Source organism: Pseudomonas sp. 14P_5.3_Bac1 (assembly GCF_025466135.1).
Lineage (GTDB): Bacteria > Pseudomonadota > Gammaproteobacteria > Pseudomonadales > Pseudomonadaceae > Aquipseudomonas.
The window spans coordinates 91,170-114,441 of record NZ_JANLOF010000025.1 but is presented as its reverse complement, the minus strand read 5'-3'; the positions used below and the strand labels follow the sequence as shown (position 1 = coordinate 114,441).

The 23,272-nt window shown below is 60.2% G+C and carries 18 protein-coding genes and 1 pseudogene; 16 read left to right on the top strand and 3 right to left on the bottom strand.

Annotated features, from left to right (window positions below):
• The first annotated feature begins 6 nt into the window (after positions 1–6).
• From NTD89_RS06900 to NTD89_RS06830, 15 genes are all read left to right on the top strand, one after another.
• Entirely contained in the window at positions 7–879 is an 873-nt protein-coding gene (locus tag NTD89_RS06900; RefSeq protein ID WP_262206818.1) for a ParB/RepB/Spo0J family partition protein, read from the top strand.
• 148 nt (positions 880–1,027) lie between these two features.
• The gene (locus tag NTD89_RS06895) at positions 1,028–1,435 is read left to right on the top strand and encodes a F0F1 ATP synthase subunit I (RefSeq protein ID WP_010565865.1); all 408 of its coding nucleotides are present in this window, start codon (positions 1,028–1,030) and stop codon (positions 1,433–1,435) included.
• A 16-nt stretch (positions 1,436–1,451) separates the two neighbouring features.
• Positions 1,452–2,321: a F0F1 ATP synthase subunit A gene (gene atpB / locus NTD89_RS06890; RefSeq protein ID WP_017848936.1), complete on the top strand. Its 870-nt coding sequence runs from the start codon at positions 1,452–1,454 to the stop codon at positions 2,319–2,321.
• A gap of 134 nt (positions 2,322–2,455) precedes the next feature.
• Positions 2,456–2,713 (top strand): F0F1 ATP synthase subunit C, encoded by a 258-nt coding sequence (atpE, locus tag NTD89_RS06885; RefSeq protein ID WP_002555987.1) that lies wholly within the window; start codon positions 2,456–2,458, stop codon positions 2,711–2,713.
• 58 nt (positions 2,714–2,771) lie between these two features.
• On the top strand, positions 2,772–3,242 hold the full coding sequence (locus NTD89_RS06880) for a F0F1 ATP synthase subunit B (RefSeq protein ID WP_016970692.1): 471 nt from the start codon (positions 2,772–2,774) through the stop codon (positions 3,240–3,242).
• A gap of 12 nt (positions 3,243–3,254) precedes the next feature.
• Complete coding sequence (locus NTD89_RS06875) at positions 3,255–3,791, top strand: F0F1 ATP synthase subunit delta (protein WP_145158401.1); 537 nt, start codon at positions 3,255–3,257, stop codon at positions 3,789–3,791.
• Between the two features lie 21 nt (positions 3,792–3,812).
• A complete protein-coding gene (atpA, locus tag NTD89_RS06870) occupies positions 3,813–5,357 on the top strand; it encodes a F0F1 ATP synthase subunit alpha (protein WP_017135120.1) in 1,545 nt (514 codons plus the stop codon).
• A gap of 50 nt (positions 5,358–5,407) precedes the next feature.
• Entirely contained in the window at positions 5,408–6,268 is an 861-nt protein-coding gene (gene atpG / locus NTD89_RS06865; RefSeq protein ID WP_003233565.1) for a F0F1 ATP synthase subunit gamma, read from the top strand.
• A 27-nt stretch (positions 6,269–6,295) separates the two neighbouring features.
• Positions 6,296–7,672 carry a F0F1 ATP synthase subunit beta gene (atpD, locus tag NTD89_RS06860; protein ID WP_017135118.1) on the top strand — a complete coding sequence of 459 codons (1,377 nt, stop codon included), beginning with the start codon at positions 6,296–6,298 and terminating at the stop codon, positions 7,670–7,672.
• Between the two features lie 44 nt (positions 7,673–7,716).
• Positions 7,717–8,133, top strand: a complete 417-nt coding sequence (locus tag NTD89_RS06855) for a F0F1 ATP synthase subunit epsilon (protein ID WP_003177061.1) — start codon at positions 7,717–7,719, stop codon at positions 8,131–8,133.
• A gap of 123 nt (positions 8,134–8,256) precedes the next feature.
• Positions 8,257–9,624, top strand: coding sequence for a bifunctional UDP-N-acetylglucosamine diphosphorylase/glucosamine-1-phosphate N-acetyltransferase GlmU (gene glmU, locus NTD89_RS06850; RefSeq protein ID WP_262206817.1), 1,368 nt, complete (start codon positions 8,257–8,259; stop codon positions 9,622–9,624).
• Between the two features lie 208 nt (positions 9,625–9,832).
• On the top strand, positions 9,833–10,600 hold the full coding sequence (locus tag NTD89_RS06845; RefSeq protein ID WP_145158397.1) for a DeoR/GlpR family DNA-binding transcription regulator: 768 nt from the start codon (positions 9,833–9,835) through the stop codon (positions 10,598–10,600).
• Positions 10,601–10,609: 9 nt separating this feature from the next.
• The gene (gene glmS, locus NTD89_RS06840) at positions 10,610–12,442 is read left to right on the top strand and encodes a glutamine--fructose-6-phosphate transaminase (isomerizing) (RefSeq protein ID WP_262206815.1); all 1,833 of its coding nucleotides are present in this window, start codon (positions 10,610–10,612) and stop codon (positions 12,440–12,442) included.
• A gap of 193 nt (positions 12,443–12,635) precedes the next feature.
• A complete protein-coding gene (locus NTD89_RS06835; protein WP_262206813.1) occupies positions 12,636–13,217 on the top strand; it encodes a LemA family protein in 582 nt (193 codons plus the stop codon).
• A complete protein-coding gene (locus NTD89_RS06830) occupies positions 13,214–14,380 on the top strand; it encodes a hypothetical protein (protein ID WP_262206812.1) in 1,167 nt (388 codons plus the stop codon). Before NTD89_RS06835 ends, NTD89_RS06830 begins: the two co-directional genes overlap by 4 nt.
• A gap of 152 nt (positions 14,381–14,532) precedes the next feature.
• Here the strand turns inward: NTD89_RS06830 and pbpC are convergent, their stop codons facing one another.
• The 3 genes and pseudogenes from pbpC to NTD89_RS06815 form a co-directional block, all read right to left on the bottom strand.
• Positions 14,533–16,830, bottom strand: a complete 2,298-nt coding sequence (gene pbpC, locus NTD89_RS06825) for a penicillin-binding protein 1C (RefSeq protein WP_262206811.1) — start codon at positions 16,828–16,830, stop codon at positions 14,533–14,535.
• Positions 16,811–22,618 (bottom strand): alpha-2-macroglobulin, encoded by a 5,808-nt coding sequence (locus NTD89_RS06820; RefSeq protein ID WP_262206810.1) that lies wholly within the window; start codon positions 22,616–22,618, stop codon positions 16,811–16,813. Before NTD89_RS06820 ends, pbpC begins: the two co-directional genes overlap by 20 nt.
• Positions 22,619–22,697: 79 nt before the next feature.
• Positions 22,698–22,781, bottom strand: a pseudogene (locus tag NTD89_RS06815) (LysE family translocator); the annotation flags it as partial.
• 4 nt (positions 22,782–22,785) lie between these two features.
• Between NTD89_RS06815 and NTD89_RS06810 the strand changes: the two are divergent.
• Positions 22,786–23,205, top strand: a complete 420-nt coding sequence (locus NTD89_RS06810; RefSeq protein WP_262206809.1) for an Lrp/AsnC family transcriptional regulator — start codon at positions 22,786–22,788, stop codon at positions 23,203–23,205.
• Positions 23,206–23,272 lie beyond the last annotated feature (67 nt).

Here is a 23,272-nt window from a genome sequence, read left to right as displayed (position 1 = left end):
ATCCCCATGGCCGTCAAGAAACGAGGTCTCGGACGTGGACTGGATGCACTGCTGAGTGGTCCGACTGTCACTTCGCTTGAAGAACAAGCCGTGCAGGCCGACGAGCGCGAGCTGCAGCACCTGCCGCTGGACCTGATCCAGCGCGGCAAATACCAGCCGCGCCGGGACATGGATCCACAGGCGCTGGAGGAACTGGCCAATTCGATCAAAGCCCAAGGCGTGATGCAGCCGATCGTGGTGCGCCCGATTGGCGGCGGTTGCTTTGAAATCATCGCGGGTGAACGCCGCTGGCGCGCCAGCCAACAGGCGGGCAAGGAGACCATCCCGGCGATGGTGCGCGATGTGCCGGACGAAACCGCGATCGCCATGGCGTTGATCGAGAACATCCAGCGTGAAGACCTCAACCCCATCGAGGAAGCAATCGCCCTGCAGCGCTTGCAGCAGGAATTCAAACTGACGCAGCAGGAAGTCGCGGATGCGGTGGGCAAGTCCCGCGTGACCGTGTCCAACCTGTTGCGCCTGATCGCGCTGCCGGAAGTCATCAAGACCATGCTGTCCCACGGCGACCTGGAAATGGGTCATGCCCGTGCTTTGCTCGGTTTACCGGAAAATCAACAGGTTGAAGGGGCGCGACACGTTGTCGCACGCGGCCTCACCGTTCGTCAGACTGAGGCGTTGGTTCGCCAGTGGCTCAGCGGTAAACCTGCACCGGTCGAAACGGCCAAACCTGATCCGGATATTGCGCGCCTCGAGCAGCGCCTGGCCGAGCGGCTGGGCTCTGCGGTGCAAATCCGCCACGGCAAGAAAGGCAAAGGGCAATTGGTCATCGGGTATAACTCACTCGATGAGCTTCAGGGCGTCCTTGCCCACATCCGCTGAAACATTTGCTTATGTAGCGCGCGATCGGAAAACACTACCCGACAGTTGAATAGGGGCTGAACCGCCCCTATACTCTGCGCGCATTTTGTCGGCACAAATTATGCCAAGTTATTGATTCTCGGCAGCCGACCATTGAGGAGCAAGAGTGATGGAAACCCGCACGCCAAACACGTTGCCGTTCCATCGCTTGGCCGTTTTCCCGGTTTTATTGGCTCAATTTGTCATTTTGCTGATCGCCGCATTGGCGCTTTGGTATTGGCATGGAGTCGTAGCCGGATATTCAGGACTCTGCGGAGGCCTGATAGCCTTGCTGCCCAATATGTATTTTGCTCACAGGGCCTTTCGGTTTTCCGGCGCCCGAGCAGCCCAGGCTATCGTCCGGTCTTTTTATGCCGGCGAAGCAGGGAAACTGATTTTGACGGCAGTGCTGTTTGCACTGACCTTTGCAGGTGTGAAGCCATTGGCGCCGCTGGCTGTATTCGGCGTCTTCGTGTTGACCCAACTGGTCAGCTGGTTCGCTCCCCTGCTAATGAAAACAAGACTTTCGAAACCTTAGGGCGTTTGAGGCAACCATGGCAGAAACAACCGCTTCGGGCTATATCCAGCACCACTTGCAGAACCTGACCTTCGGTCAGCTTCCCAACGGCGGCTGGGGCTTCGCCCACACCGCAGCAGAAGCCAAAGAAATGGGCTTCTGGGCATTCCACCTGGATACTCTGGGTTGGTCTGTCGCATTGGGTCTGATCTTCGTCCTGATTTTCCGCATGGCGGCAAAGAAGGCGACTTCCGGTCAGCCGGGTGCTTTGCAGAACTTCGTTGAAGTATTGGTCGAATTCGTCGATGGCAGCGTGAAAGACAGCTTCCATGGCCGTAGCCCGGTGATTGCACCGCTGGCACTGACCATCTTCGTCTGGGTGTTCCTGATGAACGCCGTCGACCTGATTCCGGTCGACTGGATTCCTCAGCTGGCCATCCTGATCACCGGCGATCACCACATTCCATTCCGTGCGGTTTCCACCACGGACCCTAACGCCACCCTGGGCATGGCCCTGTCGGTGTTTGCGTTGATCATTTTCTACAGCATCAAAGTCAAGGGCATCGGCGGCTTCATCGGCGAACTGACCCTGCACCCGTTCGGCAGCAAGAACATCTTTGTTCAAGCCCTGCTGATCCCGGTGAACTTCCTGCTGGAGTTCGTAACGCTGGTCGCCAAGCCGATTTCCCTGGCCCTGCGACTGTTCGGCAACATGTATGCCGGCGAGCTGGTGTTCATTCTGATCGCTGTGATGTTCGGCAGTGGTCTGCTCTGGCTTAGCGGCCTGGGCGTAGTTCTGCAGTGGGCGTGGGCTGTGTTCCACATCCTGATCATTACCCTGCAGGCCTTCATCTTCATGATGCTGACCATCGTCTACCTGTCGATGGCGCACGAAGAGAACCATTAAGACCAGTCTCGACTAGTCTGATGTCCTTCCCGGTAACACGGGAAGGTGGGCCCTACCGGGCTATGAAACGATTTGTTTTACCGCTTTAAAATCTAAAAAACCTAAACCATACGACGTAAAAGTCGGGAGGAAAGATGGAAACTGTAGTTGGTCTAACCGCTATCGCTGTTGCACTGTTGATCGGCCTGGGCGCCCTGGGTACTGCCATTGGTTTCGGCCTGCTGGGCGGCAAATTCCTGGAAGGCGCAGCGCGTCAGCCAGAAATGGTTCCAATGCTGCAAGTTAAAATGTTCATCGTCGCCGGCCTGCTCGACGCCGTGACCATGATCGGCGTTGGTATCGCTCTGTTCTTCACCTTCGCGAACCCTTTCGTTGGTCAACTCGCTGGCTAATCACTCGAATTTTTCGAGTTGATTGGGGTGATGGACAACGAATGAGCGAGGTGTTGGCGTGAACATTAATGCAACCCTGATTGGCCAATCCGTTGCGTTCTTCATTTTTGTAGTGTTTTGCATGAAGTTCGTGTGGCCTCCGGTCATCGCGGCTTTGCACGAACGTCAGAAGAAGATCGCAGACGGCTTGGACGCTGCCACCCGTGCAGCTCGCGACCTGGAGTTGGCCCAAGAGAAAGCGGGTCATCAACTGCGCGAAGCTAAAGCACAGGCAGCTGAAATCATTGAGCAAGCCAAGAAGCGCGGTAACCAGATCGTCGAAGAGGCTGTTGATAAAGCCCGCGTCGAAGCTGACCGTGTGAAGGCTTCGGCTCATGCCGAGATCGAACAGGAACTGAACGGCGTCAAAGACGCGCTGCGTGCCCAACTGGGTGCTCTGGCGGTCGGCGGTGCTGAGAAGATCCTCGGTGCCACAATCGATCAAAACGCGCACGCGGAGCTGGTTAACAAACTGGCTGCTGAAATTTAAGCGAGGGCGATCATGGCAGAACTGACCACGTTGGCCCGACCTTACGCTAAGGCAGCCTTCGAGCACGCCCAGGCCCACCAGCAGCTGGCCTCTTGGTCAGCCATGCTCGGCCTGGCTGCAGCAGTGTCGCAAGACGACACCATGCAGCGCGTGCTCAAGGCCCCGCGCCTGACGAGCGCAGACAAGGCCGCCACTTTTATTGAAGTGTGCGGCGACAAGTTTGATGTGAAAGTGCAGAACTTCATCCACGTCGTTGCCGAAAACGACCGTCTCTCGCTATTGCCGGAGATCGCCGCTCTGTTCGACCTGTACAAGGCCGAAGAAGAGAAGTCGGTAGACGTTGAAGTGACCAGTGCTTTTGCATTGAACCAAGAACAGCAAGACAAACTCGCCAAGGTTCTCAGTGCACGACTCAATCGGGAAGTGCGCCTGCAAGCTTCGGAGGACGCATCCCTGATTGGGGGTGTTGTTATCCGTGCCGGCGACCTGGTTATCGATGGCTCGATTCGCGGCAAAATCGCGAAACTTGCCGAAGCATTGAAATCTTGAGTTTGAAGGGGCAGCAGAGCAATGCAGCAACTCAATCCTTCCGAAATAAGTGAAATTATCAAGGGCCGCATCGACAAGCTCGATGTGACCTCCCAAGCCCGTAACGAAGGCACTGTCGTCAGCGTATCTGACGGCATCGTGCGGATTCACGGTCTGGCCGACGTAATGTACGGCGAGATGATCGAGTTTCCGGGCGGCGTCTACGGTATGGCCCTCAACCTGGAGCAAGACTCCGTAGGTGCCGTTGTATTGGGCGCGTACACCAGTCTGGCTGAAGGCATGAGCGCCAAGTGCACAGGCCGCATCCTGGAAGTTCCGGTTGGTAAGGAACTGCTGGGTCGCGTAGTCGACGCACTGGGTAACCCTGTTGACGGTAAAGGTCCACTGGGCAACACCGAGACCGACGCGGTCGAGAAAGTTGCTCCAGGCGTGATCTGGCGTAAGTCGGTAGACCAGCCTGTACAGACTGGCTACAAGGCTGTCGATGCCATGATTCCGGTCGGCCGTGGCCAGCGCGAGCTGATCATCGGTGACCGTCAGATCGGTAAAACCGCTCTGGCGATCGACGCGATCATCAACCAGAAAGACAGCGGCATTTTCTGCGTCTACGTAGCCATTGGTCAGAAGCAATCGACCATCGCCAACGTGGTTCGCAAGCTGGAAGAAAACGGCGCCCTGGCCAACACGATCATCGTGGCTGCCAGTGCTTCGGAATCTCCTGCGCTGCAATTCCTGGCACCGTACTCCGGTTGCACCATGGGTGAATTCTTCCGCGACCGCGGTGAAGACGCGTTGATCGTTTATGACGATCTGTCCAAGCAAGCAGTGGCTTACCGCCAGATTTCCCTGCTGCTGCGCCGTCCACCAGGCCGTGAAGCTTACCCAGGCGACGTGTTCTATCTCCACTCCCGTCTGCTGGAGCGCGCATCCCGCGTATCCGAAGAGTACGTAGAGAAGTTCACCAACGGCGCAGTGACCGGCAAAACCGGTTCCCTGACCGCACTGCCGATCATCGAAACCCAGGCTGGCGACGTTTCCGCGTTCGTTCCGACCAACGTGATTTCCATCACCGACGGTCAGATCTTCCTGGAATCGGCCATGTTCAACTCCGGGATCCGTCCTGCTGTGAACGCCGGTGTTTCGGTATCCCGTGTGGGTGGTGCCGCTCAGACCAAGATCATCAAGAAGCTCTCCGGTGGTATCCGTACCGCTCTGGCTCAGTACCGTGAACTGGCGGCATTCGCCCAGTTCGCTTCTGACCTGGACGAAGCCACCCGTAAGCAACTTGAGCATGGTCAGCGCGTTACCGAGCTGATGAAGCAGAAGCAATACGCCCCAATGTCGATCGCTGACATGGCGTTGTCGCTGTATGCCGCTGAGCGTGGGTTCCTGACTGACGTCGAAATCACCAAGGTCGGCAGCTTTGAACAAGCGCTGATTGCTTACTTCAACCGCGATCACGCCGACTTGTTGGCCAAGATCAACGTGAAGGGTGACTTCAATGACGAAATCGACGCTGGCATGAAAGCCGGTATCGAGAAGTTCAAGGCCACCCAAACCTGGTAAGCCGCAGCGGGAGCCGCAAGGCTCCCGCTTGCTAACCTGATAGGTGTTACATGGCAGGCGCAAAAGAGATTCGCAGTAAGATTGCGAGCATCAAAAGCACGCAAAAGATTACCAGCGCCATGGAAAAAGTGGCGGTCAGCAAAATGCGCAAGGCACAAATGCGCATGGCTGCTAGCCGTCCTTATGCGGAACGTATCCGCCAGGTAATTGGGCATTTGGCCAACGCCAACCCGGAATACCGCCACCCGTTCATGATCGACCGCGCCGTTAAGCGTGTGGGTTATGTGGTAGTGAGCAGTGACCGTGGTTTGTGCGGTGGTCTGAATACCAACCTGTTCAAGGCCCTGGTCAAGGACATGGCGGTAAACCGCGAAAACGGCGTCGAGATCGATCTGTGTGTTGTTGGTAGCAAGGGTGCGGCCTTTTTCCGTAACTTCGGCGGTAACGTCGTTGCAGCTATCAGCCACCTGGGTGAAGAGCCGTCGATCAATGATTTGATCGGCAGTGTGAAGGTGATGCTGGATGCGTACCTGGAAGGCCGGATTGACCGCCTGTCCGTGGTATCCAACAAGTTCATCAACACCATGACCCAGCAGCCAACCGTGGAGCAATTGATTCCACTGGTGGCGACTCCGGATCAGGAACTCAAGCACCACTGGGACTACCTCTACGAACCAGACGCCAAAGAGCTGCTTGACGGCTTGATGGTGCGCTACGTGGAGTCGCAGGTGTACCAGGCGGTGGTCGAGAACAACGCAGCTGAACAAGCGGCGCGGATGATCGCGATGAAAAACGCTACCGATAACGCCGGTGATCTGATCAGCGATTTGCAGCTGATCTACAACAAGGCGCGTCAGGCTGCGATCACCCAAGAGATCTCGGAAATCGTCGGCGGCGCTGCCGCGGTTTAACGGTTCAAATATTCAGAGGATCCAGCTATGAGTAGCGGACGTATCGTTCAAATCATCGGCGCCGTTATCGACGTGGAATTTCCACGCGACAGCGTACCGAGCATCTACAACGCGCTGAAAGTACAAGGCGCGGAAACTACTCTGGAAGTTCAGCAGCAGCTGGGCGACGGCGTAGTTCGTACCATTGCGATGGGTTCCACCGAAGGCTTGAAGCGCGGTCTGGACGTTGTCGACACTGGCGCAGCCATCTCCGTACCGGTCGGTAAAGCGACCCTGGGCCGGATCATGGACGTACTGGGCAACCCGATTGACGAAGCTGGCCCGATCGACACCGAAGAGCGCTGGGGCATTCACCGTCCAGCACCTTCGTTCGCCGAACAAGCTGGCGGCAACGATCTGCTGGAAACCGGCATCAAGGTTATCGACCTGGTTTGCCCGTTCGCCAAAGGCGGTAAAGTCGGTCTGTTCGGTGGTGCCGGTGTAGGCAAAACCGTAAACATGATGGAACTGATCCGTAACATCGCCATCGAGCACAGCGGTTATTCCGTGTTCGCCGGTGTGGGTGAGCGTACTCGTGAGGGTAACGACTTCTACCACGAGATGAAGGACTCCAACGTTCTGGACAAAGTGGCACTGGTTTACGGTCAGATGAACGAGCCGCCGGGAAACCGTCTGCGCGTAGCACTGACTGGCCTGACCATGGCCGAGAAGTTCCGTGACGAAGGTAACGACGTTCTGCTGTTCGTCGACAACATCTACCGTTACACCTTGGCCGGTACTGAAGTATCCGCACTGCTGGGCCGTATGCCTTCGGCAGTAGGCTACCAGCCGACCCTGGCTGAAGAGATGGGCGTTCTGCAAGAACGTATCACTTCGACCAAAGAAGGTTCGATCACCTCGATCCAAGCGGTATACGTACCTGCGGATGACTTGACTGACCCGTCGCCTGCGACCACCTTCGCCCACTTGGACGCCACCGTCGTTCTGTCCCGTGACATCGCTTCCCTGGGTATCTACCCAGCGGTCGATCCACTCGACTCGACTTCGCGCCAGCTGGACCCGAACGTGATCGGCCAGGAGCACTACGACACCGCTCGCGGCGTTCAGTACGTGCTGCAGCGTTACAAAGAACTGAAGGACATCATTGCGATCCTGGGTATGGACGAGCTGTCGGAAGCCGACAAGCAGTTGGTAAACCGTGCTCGTAAGATCCAGCGCTTCTTGTCGCAGCCGTTCTTCGTGGCTGAAGTCTTCACCGGTGCTTCGGGTAAATACGTTTCCCTGAAAGACACCATTGCTGGCTTCAAAGGCATCCTCAACGGTGACTACGACCACCTGCCAGAACAAGCGTTCTACATGGTCGGCGGCATCGAAGAAGCGATCGAGAAAGCCAAGAAACTGTAATCCCGGCGCCCGGCAACGGGCGCTCATCAGGTTGAGGCAATCAGATGGCTATGACAGTCCATTGCGATATCGTCAGCGCGGAAGGGGAAATCTTCTCCGGTCTGGTAGAAATGGTGATTGCACACGGCGAACTCGGTGACCTGGGTATTGCCATGGGCCACGCGCCGTTGATCACCAGCTTGAAGCCAGGTCCGATCACGCTGACCAAGCAAGGCGGGGAAAAGGAGGTGTTTTACATCTCTGGTGGTTTCCTCGAGGTTCAGCCGAACATGGTCAAGGTACTTGCCGACACCGTGCAACGTGCTGGCGACCTGGATGAAGCCTCCGCTCAGGAAGCCGTCAAGGCTGCCGAGAAGGCCCTGAACGAAAAGGGCGCGGACTTCGACTACAGCGCTGCTGCTGTACGTCTGGCCGAGGCTGCAGCCCAGCTGCGCACGCTCCAGCAGATCCGCAAGAAGTAAGCGGCCCAGCCGTCATGCTTCATGTGCGATTGATTAAAAAGGGTAGCCTCGGCTACCCTTTTTCTTTTTTTGCAAAACACTTCTCTGGTCTGAAGCCGGACCGCCCAGGATTGGTAGCCATTCATGTCTCTTGAAATCGTCATCCTCGCCGCAGGCCAGGGCACTCGCATGCGTTCGGCCCTGCCCAAGGTGCTGCACCCGGTCGCGGGTAATTCCATGCTCGGCCATGTTATCCACAGCGCCCGGCAACTGGACCCCCAGCGGATTCACGTAGTGATCGGCCACGGCGCCGACGTGGTGCGTGAACGCCTGGCGGCGGATGACCTGAATTTTGTGTTGCAGGACAAACAACTGGGCACCGGCCACGCCACCGCGCAGGCCGTGCCGTTCATCAGCGCCGACACAGTGCTGATCCTCTACGGCGACGTGCCGTTGATCGAAGTGGAAACCCTGCAACGCCTGCTCAAGCACGTAGTGCCCGGCCAAATGGGGCTGCTCACCGTTGAACTGGATGACCCCACCGGTTACGGCCGCATCGTGCGCGATGCGGGCGGCAAGGTGGCCGCTATCGTCGAGCACAAAGACGCCAGCGAAGCCCAGCGCGCCATCACTGAAGGCAATACTGGGATTCTCGCGGTGCCGGCCAATAAGCTTGCTGACTGGATGAGCCGCCTGTCCAACAACAACGCCCAGGGCGAGTACTACCTCACTGACGTGATCGAAATGGCCGTGAGTGATGGCCTGCTGGTCGCCACCGAGCAGCCCCACGACCCCATGGAAGTGCAGGGCGCCAACGACCGCAAGCAGCTTGCTGAGCTGGAGCGTCATTACCAGCTGCGCGAAGGCCGCCGTCTCATGGCCCAGGGCGTGACTCTGCGCGATCCGGCGCGCTTCGACGTACGCGGTGAAGTCAGCGTCGGCCGCGACGTGCTGATCGACATCAACGTGATCCTTGAAGGCCGCGTGATCATCGAAGACGAGGTAGTGATCGGCCCCAACTGCGTGATCAAGGACAGCACCCTGCGCAAAGGCGTGGTGATCAAAGCCAACAGCCATATCGACGGTGCGGTGATGGGCGAGGGCAGCGATGCTGGCCCATTCGCGCGTTTGCGTCCGGGCAGCGTATTGGGGGCCAGGGCGCATGTGGGTAACTTTGTCGAACTGAAGAACGCGCGCATGGGCGACGACGCGAAGGCCGGCCACCTGGCTTATCTGGGCGATGCGGTGATTGGTGCTCGTAGCAACATCGGTGCGGGTGCGATCACGTGCAACTACGACGGTGCGAACAAGTATCAGACGACGATTGGCGAGGACGTATTCATCGGCTCGAATAACTCGCTGATTGCCCCCGTGACTATCGGCGACGGATCCAACACTGCTGCGGGCTCAACCATCAACCAGGATGTGGATAAGTCTCAACTGGCCGTAGCCCGCGCCCGCCAGCGCAACATCGACGGCTGGAAACGCCCGGTCAAAATCAAAAAGACCTGAGTTATCCACCAATGTGGGAGGGGGCTTGTCCCCGATGGCGGTAGATCAGTCAGCTTATGAATCGACTGACACTCTGCTATCGGGGGCAAGCTCCCTCCCACATTTGCGGTGTGGTGGGCTTAAAAATTTTGTTCGCGCTGCTTGACGATCTTTCGCCAATAGGTTTTGATTGCCTTCGTTATCTTTCGAAACGAAACTTATCATCACCATGTCGAAACGAAATACTCCCCAACGACGCCACAACATCCTGACCTTGCTCAATGAACAGGGCGAAGTCAGCGTGGACGAATTGGCCAAGCGTTTCGAAACGTCGGAAGTCACCATCCGCAAGGACTTGGCCGCGCTGGAAAGCAATGGCCTGTTGCTGCGCCGCTACGGTGGCGCCATCACCATGCCTCAGGAGCTGGTGGGCGACGCCGCCCAACCCATCTCGGCTTACAAGCGCGCCATCGCACGTGCGGCCGTGATGCGCTTGCGTGAACACGCGCGCATCATCATCGACAGCGGCAGCACCACCGCCGCCATGATCCCCGAGCTGGGCCATCAGCCCGGCTTGGTGGTGATGACCAATTCCCTGCACGTGGCCAGCGCCTTGAGCGAGCTTGAACACGAACCGGTGCTGCTCATGACCGGCGGCACCTGGGACCCGCATTCGGACTCGTTCCAGGGCCAGGTGGCCGAGCAAGTGCTGCGCTCCTACGACTTTGATCAACTGTTCATCGGCGCCGACGGCATCGATCTGCAGCGCGGTACCACCACCTTCAACGAACTGCTGGGCCTGAGCCGCGTGATGGCCGAGGTCGCCCGTGAAGTGGTGGTGATGGTCGAGTCTGACAAGATCGGCCGCAAGATTCCCAACCTGGAACTGCCCTGGAGCAGCGTCCATACCCTTATTACCGATGATCGCCTGCCGCTTGAGGCCCGCGACCAGATCCAAGACCGCGGCATTACGCTGATATGCGCGGCAATCATCTAGGAGAAAACCATGTGTGGAATTGTAGGCGCAGTCGCTGAACGCAACGTCACCGCCATCCTGCTTGAAGGCCTCAAGCGCCTGGAATACCGCGGCTACGACAGCGCCGGTGTGGCGGTCTTTACCAACGCCGGCAAGCTGGAGCGCATGCGCCGCCCGGGCAAGGTCAGTGAGCTGGAGCAAGCCCTGCTCGGCGAGCCGCTGGTCGGCCGTCTGGGCATTGCCCACACCCGTTGGGCCACCCACGGTGCGCCGTGCGAACGCAATGCCCACCCGCACTTCTCCGGTGACCTGGCGGTGGTGCACAACGGCATCATCGAGAACCACGAAGTGCTGCGCGAGCAGCTCAAAGGCCTGGGCTACGTGTTCACCTCGGACACCGACACCGAAGTCATCGCCCACCTGCTGAACCACAAGCTCAAGGACCTCGGCGACCTGACCGTCGCCCTCAAGGCCACTGTTAAAGAGCTGCACGGCGCCTACGGCCTGGCCGTGGTCAGCGCCAGCCAGCCAGACCGCGTGGTCGCCGCGCGCAGTGGCAGCCCGTTGGTGATCGGCCTGGGCCTGGGCGAAAACTTCCTTGCCTCCGACCAACTGGCGCTGCGCCAGGTGACTGACCGTTTCATGTACCTGGAAGAAGGCGATATCGCCGACATCCGTCGCGAAAGCGTGGCGATCTGGGACGTCAACGGCAACTCCGTCGAGCGCGAAGCCGTGCAATACCGCGACGGCGCCGAAGCCGCTGACAAAGGCGAATTCCGCCATTTCATGCTCAAGGAAATCCACGAGCAACCGTCCGTGGTGCAACGCACCCTGGAAGGCCGCCTGAGCCAGAGCCAAGTGTTGGTCAACGCCTTCGGCCCACAAGCTGCCGAGCTGTTTGCCAAAGTGCGCAATGTGCAGATCGTCGCCTGCGGCACCAGTTACCACGCCGGTATGGTTGCGCGTTACTGGCTTGAAGAACTGGCCGGCATCCCGTGCCAGGTCGAAGTCGCCAGCGAATTCCGCTACCGCAAGGTGGTGGTGCAACCCGACACCTTGTTCGTGACCATCTCCCAGTCCGGCGAAACCGCCGACACCCTGGCGGCCCTGCGCAACGCTAAAGAGCTGGGCTTCCTCGCCAGCCTGGCGATCTGCAACGTCAGCATCAGCTCCCTGGTGCGCGAATCCGACCTGACCCTGCTGACCCAGGCCGGTCGCGAAATCGGCGTGGCTTCCACCAAAGCCTTCACCACCCAGCTGGTTGGCTTGTTGCTGCTCACCCTGTCCCTGGGCCAGGTCCGCGGCACCCTCGCCGAAGGCGTCGAAGCCACGCTGGTCGAAGAACTGCGCCGCCTGCCGGCCCGCCTTGGCGAAGCCCTGGCCATGGACAGCACCGTGGAAAAAGTCGCTGAACTGTTCGCCGACAAAAACCACACCCTGTTCCTCGGCCGTGGCGCGCAATACCCGGTGGCGATGGAAGGCTCGCTGAAACTCAAGGAAATCTCCTACATCCACGCCGAAGCTTACCCAGCCGGTGAGCTGAAACACGGCCCACTGGCCCTGGTGGATGACGACATGCCGGTGGTCACCGTCGCGCCGAACAACGAACTGCTGGAAAAGCTCAAATCCAACCTGCAGGAAGTGCGCGCCCGTGGCGGCCAACTGATCGTGTTCGCCGACGAAAAAGCCGGCATGACCAACGCCGAAGGCACCCACGTCATCAACATGCCGCACATCCACGACACCCTGTCACCGATCCTCTACACCATCCCGCTGCAGTTGCTGTCCTACTACGTTGCCGTGCTCAAGGGCACCGACGTGGACCAGCCGCGTAACCTGGCGAAGTCGGTGACGGTGGAGTAATACGTTGGACTCGTAAGGCATCACTTAAAAAACCCTCGGCAATCGAGGGTTTTTTATGGGCGAAGAACGTGTAGAAAACCGCCGAAGCAACCGGTCATCGGCGGTTATCGTTTTTGTGCGCCAATACCGCATACGCCTGTCAGGTTCCCCCTAGAATGCCTCCCTGTGGATAACTCAGCCAGGGATGCCTTCCATGAACATAGAACTGCTAATCGCCGGCATCGTCGTGCTGATCATTGTCGTGGGCGTGATCGGCTGGATGGTCGGGGTCTACAACGGCCTGGTCATGCGGCGTAACGATGTGGATAAGGCGTTCGCCAACATTGACGTGCTGCTCAAGCAACGGGCCGACCAGATCCCCGACCTGATGCGCGTGGTGCAGACCGCCATGAACCACGAGAACGCGCTGTTTACCCGGCTCAGCGACGCGCGCACTCAATACCTGAATGCCAGCAGCCTCAACGACAAGGTCGATGCGTCCAACCAGCTCAATGCCGCGCTCAAATCGGTGATTGCGGTGGCGGAGAGTTATCCGGCGTTGATCTCCGGGCCGAACATGGTCGAATTGCAGCAGGCCATTTCGGCCGTGGAAGAGCGCATTGCCGACCGGCGTGAGTTTTTCAACGAGTCGGTCAACCTCTACAACATCGCCATCGCGGTGTTCCCCGACCTGTTCTTTGCGCGAATGCTCAGCTATCAGCGTATTCCGTTGCTGGCGATCAGCGCCGAAGAAACCCGCTACGAAGGCGTGAAGCTTGAGGTGCCGGGGGCATGAAAACCACCCAGGCAGGCGTGGTCGCGAAGAAACCCAAGTGGAAAACCGCGTTGACGCTGGTGTTGCTCGCAGGCTTCATCAGCTTGATTGCTTACGCACCGCACATTTTTATCGCGCTGTTTTTTCCTGTGGGCATTCTGGTCGGCCTGCTGCTCAGCTTCGGGCCCAGTTTCTATAAAACCGAACAGCGGCTGGCCACCAGCCAGATTCGTTCGCTGGCGATGGGCCTGGTGGAAGTGCGCGGCAAAGTGATTGCCGACAAAACCCAGCTGTCGCCGGTAAATGGCAAGCCGTGCGTGGGCTATGTCTGGGTTGTCGAGGACGGCAAGAAAGACGACGACGGGCACTGGAGCTGGAGCCGAGTATCCGGCGAGGCGCGCTGCAATGACTTCCGCCTGCAGGATGCAACGGGTGAGATCCGCGTGATCGCCGAAGGCATTGATCTGTTCGGCAACAAGGCCCCCGGCGACTATGAACTCGTCGGCAGTTCCCGACGCCAAGGCGAAATCCTGCTGGTCCAGGACCTGGACGTGATGCTGATTGGCGATGCCTGTGAGCGCGACGGCAAACCTGCGATTGCCCAGGGCAAACAGCGCAACGCGGTGTTCGGCCTGGCGCTGACCCAGGATGTAGAAAACACTCGCGTGCTGGCGCCGCTGTGGCGCGCCGGCGGTTTCTATGCCGCCGTGGTCGGGATGGTCGGCGTGGGCATCATGGCCATGACGCCCGCGCATTTTGCCCAACTGCATTTACCCGGTCCCGACACGTATCAGCAAATGGAGCCACTGGGCCCCGTGTATCGGCTGCTGGCCTGGCTGTACCGCGAGGGCGGTTTCCCGATTCCGTTCATGGCGGCGTTTGGTTTTTTCCTGACGATCATCGTGGTGATGATGGCGACCCGGCTGGTCCTGCCCAAGGGCATGCGCCTGGCGGTGGGTCGTGTGCTGGGCGCGTGGATGGGATTGGGCATGGTCATCGGCGGCGTGGTCACGCTGCTGCTGTTCGTGGCTCAGGTGGATATCTTGAAGCTGTTTCTGGTGTGGATGCTGATCCTGCTCGGCACGTTGGTGTTTTCGATCTTCGAGCAACGCAAGCTGGGTGCGGCCTTCAAGCATTTTTCCAAGGATGCCGGCAAAGCCAGCTTCGGCGATGAAGACGCCTGATCAGGGCGTCGCGCAGGAGATCAAATGTGGGAGCGGGCTTGCCCGCGAAAGCGGTGGGTCAGTCAACATCACTGTTTGCTGGGCCACCGTCTTCGCGGGCAAGCCCGCTCCCACAGGGGGGATCTGCGCTTATCCAGCCAAGTACCCTGTGATCACGGCACAAACTCCACCTTCAACCCGCGGCTCGCACTGCGGCCTTGATCATCACTGACCCGCAACCGGTATTCGCCCGACTTGCCCGGCCGCCAGTTCAACGTGGTTTGCGGCGGGCCTTGGCCGATCAAGGTTTGGTCGGCAAACCAATACAACGTCGCGGCGTCGCTGGCCGCGTTGGCATTGAGCGGGATACTTTCCTGCGGCTGGGACAGTCGCAGTTGGTAGCTCACCTGGGTCAGCGGCGAGCGAATCTGCGGCGCTTCGCTTTGGTCGCTGATGCGGTTGGGCTGGCAATTTTTCATTACATTAGGCGGCGTGCGCCGGGGCAGGCCGGCGGCGCGATACAGGCGCTGCACGTCACTGGGCCAGAACTCGAAGACTTCTTCACGGGTGTATTGCGCATCAAATGGCGGGCACGCGGCCTTGCCAGTGCGGGTGTCGATCAGCACCGGGCGGTGCAGGTTCGACACACGAATCGGCGACACACCGGGGATGTACCAGGTCTTGCGGGTTTGCGGGCACCAGCGGTTGGGCAACTCACCGGAAGCGGCGCAGACCTCAATGCGCACCAACCCGGCGGGTGGTTTGTCAGGTTTTATCACCACGTTGGGCAGCGCCAGCGGCAGGGCGTCAGCGATGCGAAAGAACAACGGCGCAGCGGTCTTGGCGCCGATAAACGCAGGGTTTGGTCGACCATCGAAGTTGCCCACCCACACCACCAGCACGTACGGCCCGACCAGACCCGCGCTCCACGCATCGTGAAACCCCCACGAGGTGCCGGTTTTCCACGCGGTGCGCCAATGGCGGCTCTGCAAGCCATCCGGCCGTGGGTTGCGGCGCAACATATCGCGCACCATAAACGCGGCCTGCGGCGTGAGCAGTTGCGGCCCAGTGGATGGCGGCTGTTCCTGCAAATACCGTAACGGCCGCAGATGCCCGTCACCGGCCAGCATCACATACAGCCGCGCCAGCTCCTCGGGCGTCATCTCACCACCGCCGAGGGCCAACGCCAGGCCGTAATGGCTTTCGCCGCGCAGGCCCTGGATGCCGGCGCGTTGTAGCAAACCATACAGCGAGGGTGATTTGACTTGGCTGGCCAGCCACACCGCCGGGATATTGCGACTACGGATCAAAGCATCCCGCGCTGTCAGCGGCCCGATAAAACTGCCGTCGAAATTTTCCGGCTGGAAGTAGCCAAAGTTGCTCGGCAAATCCTTGAGGATGCTCATGGGGTGGATCACACCCTGATCCAGCGCCAGCCCATACAGAAACGGCTTGAGGGTCGACCCCGGCGAGCGCCGCGCCAACACGCCGTTGACCTGCCCGTGAATGCTTGTGGATAAGTAATCCGCCGAGCCCACCAGCGCTTTTACGCTCTGGTCGCGGCTGTCGATCAGGATCGCTGTGGCGTTCTCCACGCCTGTGCTGCGCCGCTCGGCGATAAAGCCGGTAATCAGGCGCTCAAGCAGTTGCTGAAGCGGCAGGTTGAGCGTGGTGTTCAACTCGTTGCCAGCCTGTGAAGCCAGCAACTGTTCGCTCAGGTGCGGCGCCAGAAACGGGATTTGCTGGCGGTTGCGCGCCTCCAGTGGCAAGTCCAGCAAGCTATCGTTTCGTGGGTCGTGTGGATAAGTCTCGCGCCAGTCGGCCATCAAGCGCAGCCGCGCGTTTTGCAGCGAGGGCCCGAAGCGCGCGCGTCGCCCCGGTTGCTGGGGAATCACCGCCAGCGCCAGTGCTTCGGACAACGACAACTGTGCTGCCGATTTGCCAAAGTAAATGCGACTGGCCGCCTCGGCGCCTTCGATATTGCCGCCCATGGGCGCCAGATTCAGGTAGGCCTCGAGGATGTCGTGCTTGCTGTAGCGCGCCTCCAGCCACAACGCCAAGGCCATCTGCTGCAACTTGCCCGGCACTTGGCGGGTGTTCAAATCCCACAAGCGCCGCGCCAGTTGCATGCTCAAGGTCGAACCGCCCTGGCGCTGGCCGCCGCTGTAGGTGGCCATGGCCGCGCGCAGCAACGCCGGGGGATTGATCCCCGGGTGCCAATAGAAATTGCGGTCTTCCTTGAGCAGCAAAGCCTCGACCAGTGACGGCGACATGCGCGCAAGTGGTAGCCACAACCGGTATTGGCCGTCATCCGCCAACGTCATGCGCAGCAGCGCGCCGTCGTCGGCCAACACCACTCGCGACGAGGTGACGGCCTGTTCCAGCGGGGCGTGCGGCCACAACCGCAAGCCCACCAGCACCACCACCGCTGCCAGCAGCGGCGCCAGGCGTTTAAGGCTTGGTAATTTCAAGCTGGCCTACTTTGCCGCGCCCTTGCAGGGTGGTTTCGTACATCCCTTCGGCGTAGGCCGGTGGCGTGTTGAAGGTGCCGGCGTTGGTGGCGCGCACGCGGTAGACGAAAGTGCCCACATCGCGCAGTGCGGTGCCGTACAACACCACCCGATCATCACGCACGTCCACGTAGTCCGGCTGCCAGTTGCTCAGTTCGGTTTCGCCGATAGGCGCCTGCCAGGCATCCGCTTCATCCCCGTCGGCGGTTTCCACGTACTCCGAATCGTCGCCTTCACTTTCATCGGCACTGGCGGTTTCCGGCTCCGGCGGCAAGTTATACACAGGCTCGACGCCGCCGGGCAGCAGGTCGACCACGGCCACTTGTTGCACTTGGTCGCGGTCGGTCGCACGCAGGCGCAGACGCACCAGGAACTCATCGCCCACCGCCACTTTGCTCACCGGCTCGCCTTTGAGGTCGAGGTATTCGTGGATGATTTCCAGGCCATTGTTGATCGGCTTGAGCTTGGCGCCCTTGTCGAAACCGGCCTCGCTGAGCATGTAGAACGCGGCCGGGCCGTCGGTTTTTTCCATCACCAGTTTTTGCGTGGCACTCGGTACGGCGGCGCGTGGCGGTTGACCGGCCATTTCCAGCAGTTGCTGCTGCTTGTCGCCCAGCCAGGCGGTGGCTTTGAGGGTCATGTTGCTTTGCGCGCGCTGGCCATAGTTGTCCAGGGCACGCAGCAGCAGAGCGGCCGACAGCGAGTTGTAGCGTTGCTCGTTGAGACGCTTGCCGAGCTTATCCAGCAAGGCTGCTGGTACATCGTCCAGCAACTCAGGGAAGTGGCGCGCCAGCAGGTGCAGGTGTTCGGCGTCGTGCACCAGCGGGTCGTAATACAGGCCGTCGCTGTCCCACTTATCCACAAGGGAGCGCCATGGGATTTTGCGGAACAGCGTATCGGCCTGGCGGTCCTGCTTGAGCAGCTTGTAGCTGGCGGCCAGGTAAGCGGCGCCCAGGTCGTTCTGCCAGGTGTCTTTGAAGTAACTCTCGTAGCGCTCGCGGATATCGCTCAAGGCGCCGCTCACCAGAATCCCCTGACGGCTCAGCAGGTAACTGGCGTAGGCACGGTTGCGCAATTCCGACAGGCCTTCGCTCGGGCCGTTGGCCAGGTCTGTCAGATAAGCATTGGCGCGCACCAGCAAATCTTCCGGCACCGGTAGCCCGCGTTCCTTGGCTTCGATCAGGAAGTCGGTGGCGTACAGGCTGGCATAAGGCGCCACATCCGGGTTGGCGGCCCACAAACCGAAACCACCGGCCTGGTTCTGGCGTTGGCGCAACATACGCACTGCGCTGGTGAAGGCTTGCTCGGCTTCTGGCGCCGTGCCGCCCCAGATCAACGCCGGCATGGCCTTGGACACCAATTGCTCGGTGCAGGCATAGCCGTAGTCGTCCAGGTAATGCTTGAGGCCGTTGGCCCACACCAGCGGCGAGGCTGCCACGCCCAGTTGCACGTCGCGCAGCTGGCTGAACAGCTCGCGCGTTGGCTTGAGCTCTTTGCTGGCGCTGTCGAAACGACCCAGGCTCAGGGCCACGCGGTGTTCGCTCAGTGGGCGGATCGAGGTGGTTTCTGCTACCTGGATGCGTTTGCCGTCTGGCAGCACGGCGATAAAGCGCAGGTCCGCCGAACCGAGGGTTTCGCCGACCTTGATCTTGAACTCGGCGGTGCCTTCCTTGCGCGGCTGCAATGACAAGGTGCTGCCTTTGTCGCCCTGCACGGTGAGGCCGTCGCTGGTCTGCACTTCAAACTTCACATCGGCCGCCGCGTCGAGGTTGCTGAACACGCCAGCGCTCACGTTGAACACATCCCCCGGCGCGACAAAAGCCGGTACGTTCGGTGTGATCACGATCGGCCCACGCACCTCGGTGTTGGCCTCGCTCACACCGACGCTGTCGGCATCCACCGCCACCGCAAACAGGTGCAGCTTGCCGTTGAAGCTGTCCGGCACCTGGTAATGCAGCACGGTTTCACCGGCCGGCAGGTCCACCAGCCCTGACCACCACGCCACCGGCGGCTGATGTTTACGCTTGAACGGGTTGAGGTGGTTGGCCAGGGCGCCTTCCGTATCGCCACCGGGCGCCGCCCCACTGAGCAAGCGGCTGAATTCAGGCAGGATCAGGTCAAGAATCTGACTGGTGCCGACCTCCAGTGCGCGCTTCTGGAAGAAGAAACCCAACGGGTCTGGCGTCTGGTAGCGCGCCACTTGCAGGATGCCTTCGTCCACCGCGTAGACCACTGCGCGGCCTGGGCGGTCGGCGGTGACCTTGATGTCCAGAGTTTGCCCCGGCTCGATCTTCGCCGGGCCTTCGACCTTCAGCGCCATGCGCCGCGCATCGAGGTTGATGCTGAACGGCACCACGCCGTAGGACAGCGGGCTCATGTAGACCTCGGACGAGCCAATGTCGCGCACAAACTGCACGTTGACGTAGGCATTGCCCTCAAGGCCTGCAGGCACGCGGATATGTTGCACGCTGTTGGTGCTGTCGGCCTTGAACCATTGCTGGGTGTAAACCTTGTCGCGCTCGATGGTGATCAAACCGGCGCCGGTGTACGGCGCGCGGATGCTGATCGCAATCTCATCGCCGGTGGCGTAGCTGCGTTTATCCAGGCGCAGCTGCAACTCGGCGTTACGTTCCAGGGAGCGCGACGTGTTGCCACGTCCGGCCACGCTGTAGTCGATCTGGTTGAGCAGGTTGCCGTTGGCATCCTTGAGTTGCAGGGTGAAATCGCCCGGCGTACCGGTGTTCAGGGTCTGCTTGGCGCCGTCCTTGGTCATCGTCAATGGCGAGGCGGGCTGGCTGATGTTCTTGATGCGCGACTCGTATTTGTAGGTGCCGTTGGACTGTTTCACCAGCACCGACACATAACGGTGCTCGACCACTTCACTGGTCAAGCCGTCCACCGCCAATGGCGTGAGGTCCGGCGCGACGGCCAGCCACTGCACCTGACGCGGGGCGTCCTTGGCGACGTACGACAGCGAATCCTGACTTTTCACACCCACCAGATACGGCGCGGACGACACCAGCAGCGCACTTTGCGCCGTCACATTACGCCCACCTTCAGCCTCGAACACCTGGGTCATAACCTGCAGGCGATAGGTGCTGTTGGCGAAGCGTTGCAGGTTAAGGTCGAGCACGGCCTGGCCGTTGTCGTCGACGGTGGTTTCGGCGAGGTCTTCGGTGCTGGCGTCTTCCAACGAGTTGTTGAGGCGGAAGCGGTAATCGGGATAACGGTCGAAGGCCGCAAGCGTCGGGCTCAAGGACATCTTCGCCGTCACCCGGCGGCCGGCGGCCGGAGCGCCGAACAAGTGCATTGCAGTGACTTTGGCCACCACCTGGTCCGGTGGAATCCAGCCCAATACGGGCGTGTCGTGCAGGCTCAGGCTGACCTTCATGCGGTCCGGCTCGAAATCGCGGACCTTGAAGCTGACACTGCCCAGGTCGGTGCGGGTGTTTTTCTCGCCAATCAACTGCAAGGTCGCGGTGTAATCGCCTGCGGGGGCGACGTCGCTGCTGGGGAAATCAAAGGTTTCAAAACCGCTGGTGGATAACTTCAGGGGTTGGCGAATCACTTCCAGGCCGCGCGGGTCGGTGATTTGCAGCTCCACCGGCAGGCCTTGCAGGGCGCCTTTCCAGTTGCCGCTGCGCACGATCATGCCCAAGTGCGCGGTCTCGCCAGGGCGATACAGGCCGCGGTCGGTAAACAGGTAGGCGCTGAGGCGATCAATTGCGCCGTCTTCTTCCAAACCGCCTACGTCAAAGCGCGATAAATCCAGCTGCTGAGACTGGCGGGCAATCGGCAGGAAGGACTGGTCATTGCCGCGAGTGACTACATACATCAGCGGCGTTTTCTCACGGCGCAGTTCATCCAGCTTGGCGAAATGCGCATGGCCTTCGGTGTCGGTGCGGCCACTGCTGACCGGCAGGCCGTTGCGACCAATGATGTCGACTTGTGCGTCGGCCACCGGCGAACCATTGCCGATCGACTGCACGTACACATCATGGCTGCCGTCGCTGGAGCGCTTGGCGATGATGCCCAGGTCAGTCACCACGATAAAGCGCAGGTCGCTGGTACTGCTGCGGTCGTATTCGAACGTGCGTTCTGCAGGGTCATCCTGAGGGCTGAGCTTGAGCACGAAAATGCCACGACGCCCGCCGTTGGCGGTGAGGTAGTGGCTCAGGTCGACGTTGTCGTAAACGGTTTTCGCCGGGTCATTGGACGACAGCGCAATATCCAGCGACTGACGCTCCACCATGCGGTCGAAGTATTCATTGCCGAAGTTCGGCCGGGCAAAGCTGCCGCTGCTCTGGTCTACCAGGTGTTGCAACTGGTTGGGCAGCAGCCGGGCGATTTCCACATGGGCACCGGGCACGCCACGGGCCATGAAGCCCAGGCGTTTTTCACCGTTGAGGCTCAGCAGCGCGCCGTTGGACAGGAACTGCAGCGTGCGCGGATACGCCGGCATGCTGATCAACGAGGCAGTAGGGTTTTTCGCCAGATAGCCGCCGATGGCTTCCAGGTTGGCGGGCACGCGCACATACAGCGCGCGACCGGCCGGGGCCTTGAACTTGAACGCGTGCAAGGTGTTCAGCGGCTCGACGCTGGGCACATGGGTCAGGGCGACCTTGGTGCTGCGGGCGAGCAGGGCGTCGTCGATGTCGTTGCTGGTATAGGGGCGGGTGTCGTCCTGGGCTTTTTCCGGCAGCAGCCACGCCTGGACCTTACCGGCAATGGTGTCATCGGCGACGGCGCTGGAGCTGCTGAACATCAGCACCGGTTCTGGTTCACCGCGTTCATTGTCGACAAAGCTGACTTCGGCACCGGTGAAGGTCAGGCGATAACGGCCGGGCACGGTGACTTCCGACACCAGCGGCGCGGTGCTGGCGTTGCCGCCGTCACGGGCCTTGATGCCTTCGTCGAGCCTGGCGCTGACCGGCGTGCTTTCCAGCGGCGTGGCGAGGGCGGCGGAGCGTACGTAGGCGTTGAGCTTGTTGTCGTCGAAGGTGATTTCCGGGCGGTTGGGCAACTGCGCGTCGCGGTAGGCCAGGCCTTTGCCGAGGGTCACAGACACGCGCTTGCGCAGGTTGTCTTCATCCACCGGGTGGGAAAAGTGGAAGGTCGCGACCAGCTGTTTCAGCGTCGGGTTGGACGGGTCTTGATACAGCTCGTTTTGTGCCAGGGTGGCGCGGAATGGCTGGGTGGAAAACTGGCTGCTGTACTGGCTGAGCAACACGCCGTCGGCCAGGAGGTTTTTCTTCGCCAGGTCCAACGTGTAGTGGGCGTCTACTGGCCAGTCTTTTTCTGGCACGAACAGTAAAGTGCGGTCATCGGACCAGCGCCAGGCGCCTGCCACGTTGGGTTTGAGGGTGATGCCCTCAGTCACCGGTTTGCCAATCGCCGCCAAGGGGGCCACGGACTCGGCGAAACGCACCTGCAAGTTATCCACCACCGGCGGTTGCTGGGTGTAATCCGTCAGGTTCGGTTTGTGCAACGAATAACCAACGGTGTGCGGCTGCGGCAGGTTTGAATACCAATGCCAGCCATAGAACCCGGCGCCAGCCAGTAAAACGAGGCCCAACACCCCGGCGCCGGCCTGGCGCGGATAGGCGCGAGCGTTGCGGCCCAGGTTCGCAAGGCCTCGGCCGATGGCGCGCAGCCAGAAAGGCGGCTGCCATTGGCCGAACAGGGCACTCACCACCGTGGTTAACAGGCCGAGAAAACGGCGGCTGATCGCTTTCAACGCATCGAACATGGTGAGCATCCCTGGCTAAGTGCGGCGTATCTTACACACGTCTTTGATACAAAAGATGACGTGAATAGGCCGCAAACGCTCAGGCGTGTTGCACAAAAGTGAGACGCACCGCAAAACCGATCAAAAGGCTGCCGAATAACCACTGCTGCAGGCGCTGCGCCGAGCGATTGCTGAGTAACGTGCAACTGGCGGATGAGATCGGCCTGTCTGCCTCACCCTGTTTGCGCCGTGTGAGGCTGTTGGAAGAAGCTGGCGTGATTCGCGGCTATCAAGCCACCCTGGACCGCGAAGAAGTGGGCCTGGGCATGATGGTGTTCGTCGGCGTGAAGGTGGAGCGGCACAACGACACCGAGGCCAATGCCTTTCGGGAGGCGGTGACCGCATTGCCCGAGGTGATCTCGGCATTTCTGGTGTCGGGTGAGTCGGATTTTCTGTTGCAGGTGGTGGTGCCGGATTTGCGTGGGTACGAGCGGTTCGTCACCGGCAGCCTGTTGAAGCTGCCCGGCGTGAGGGACATCCGCAGCAACTTTGCGATCCAGACCGTGAAAACCCCAGGCGCCTTGCCTTTGGGGCACCTGCCAGGCTGAGCACTTCAAAACACCGCAAAACCACTGTGGGAGCTGGCTTGCCTGCGATAGCGGTGTTTCAGTCAAC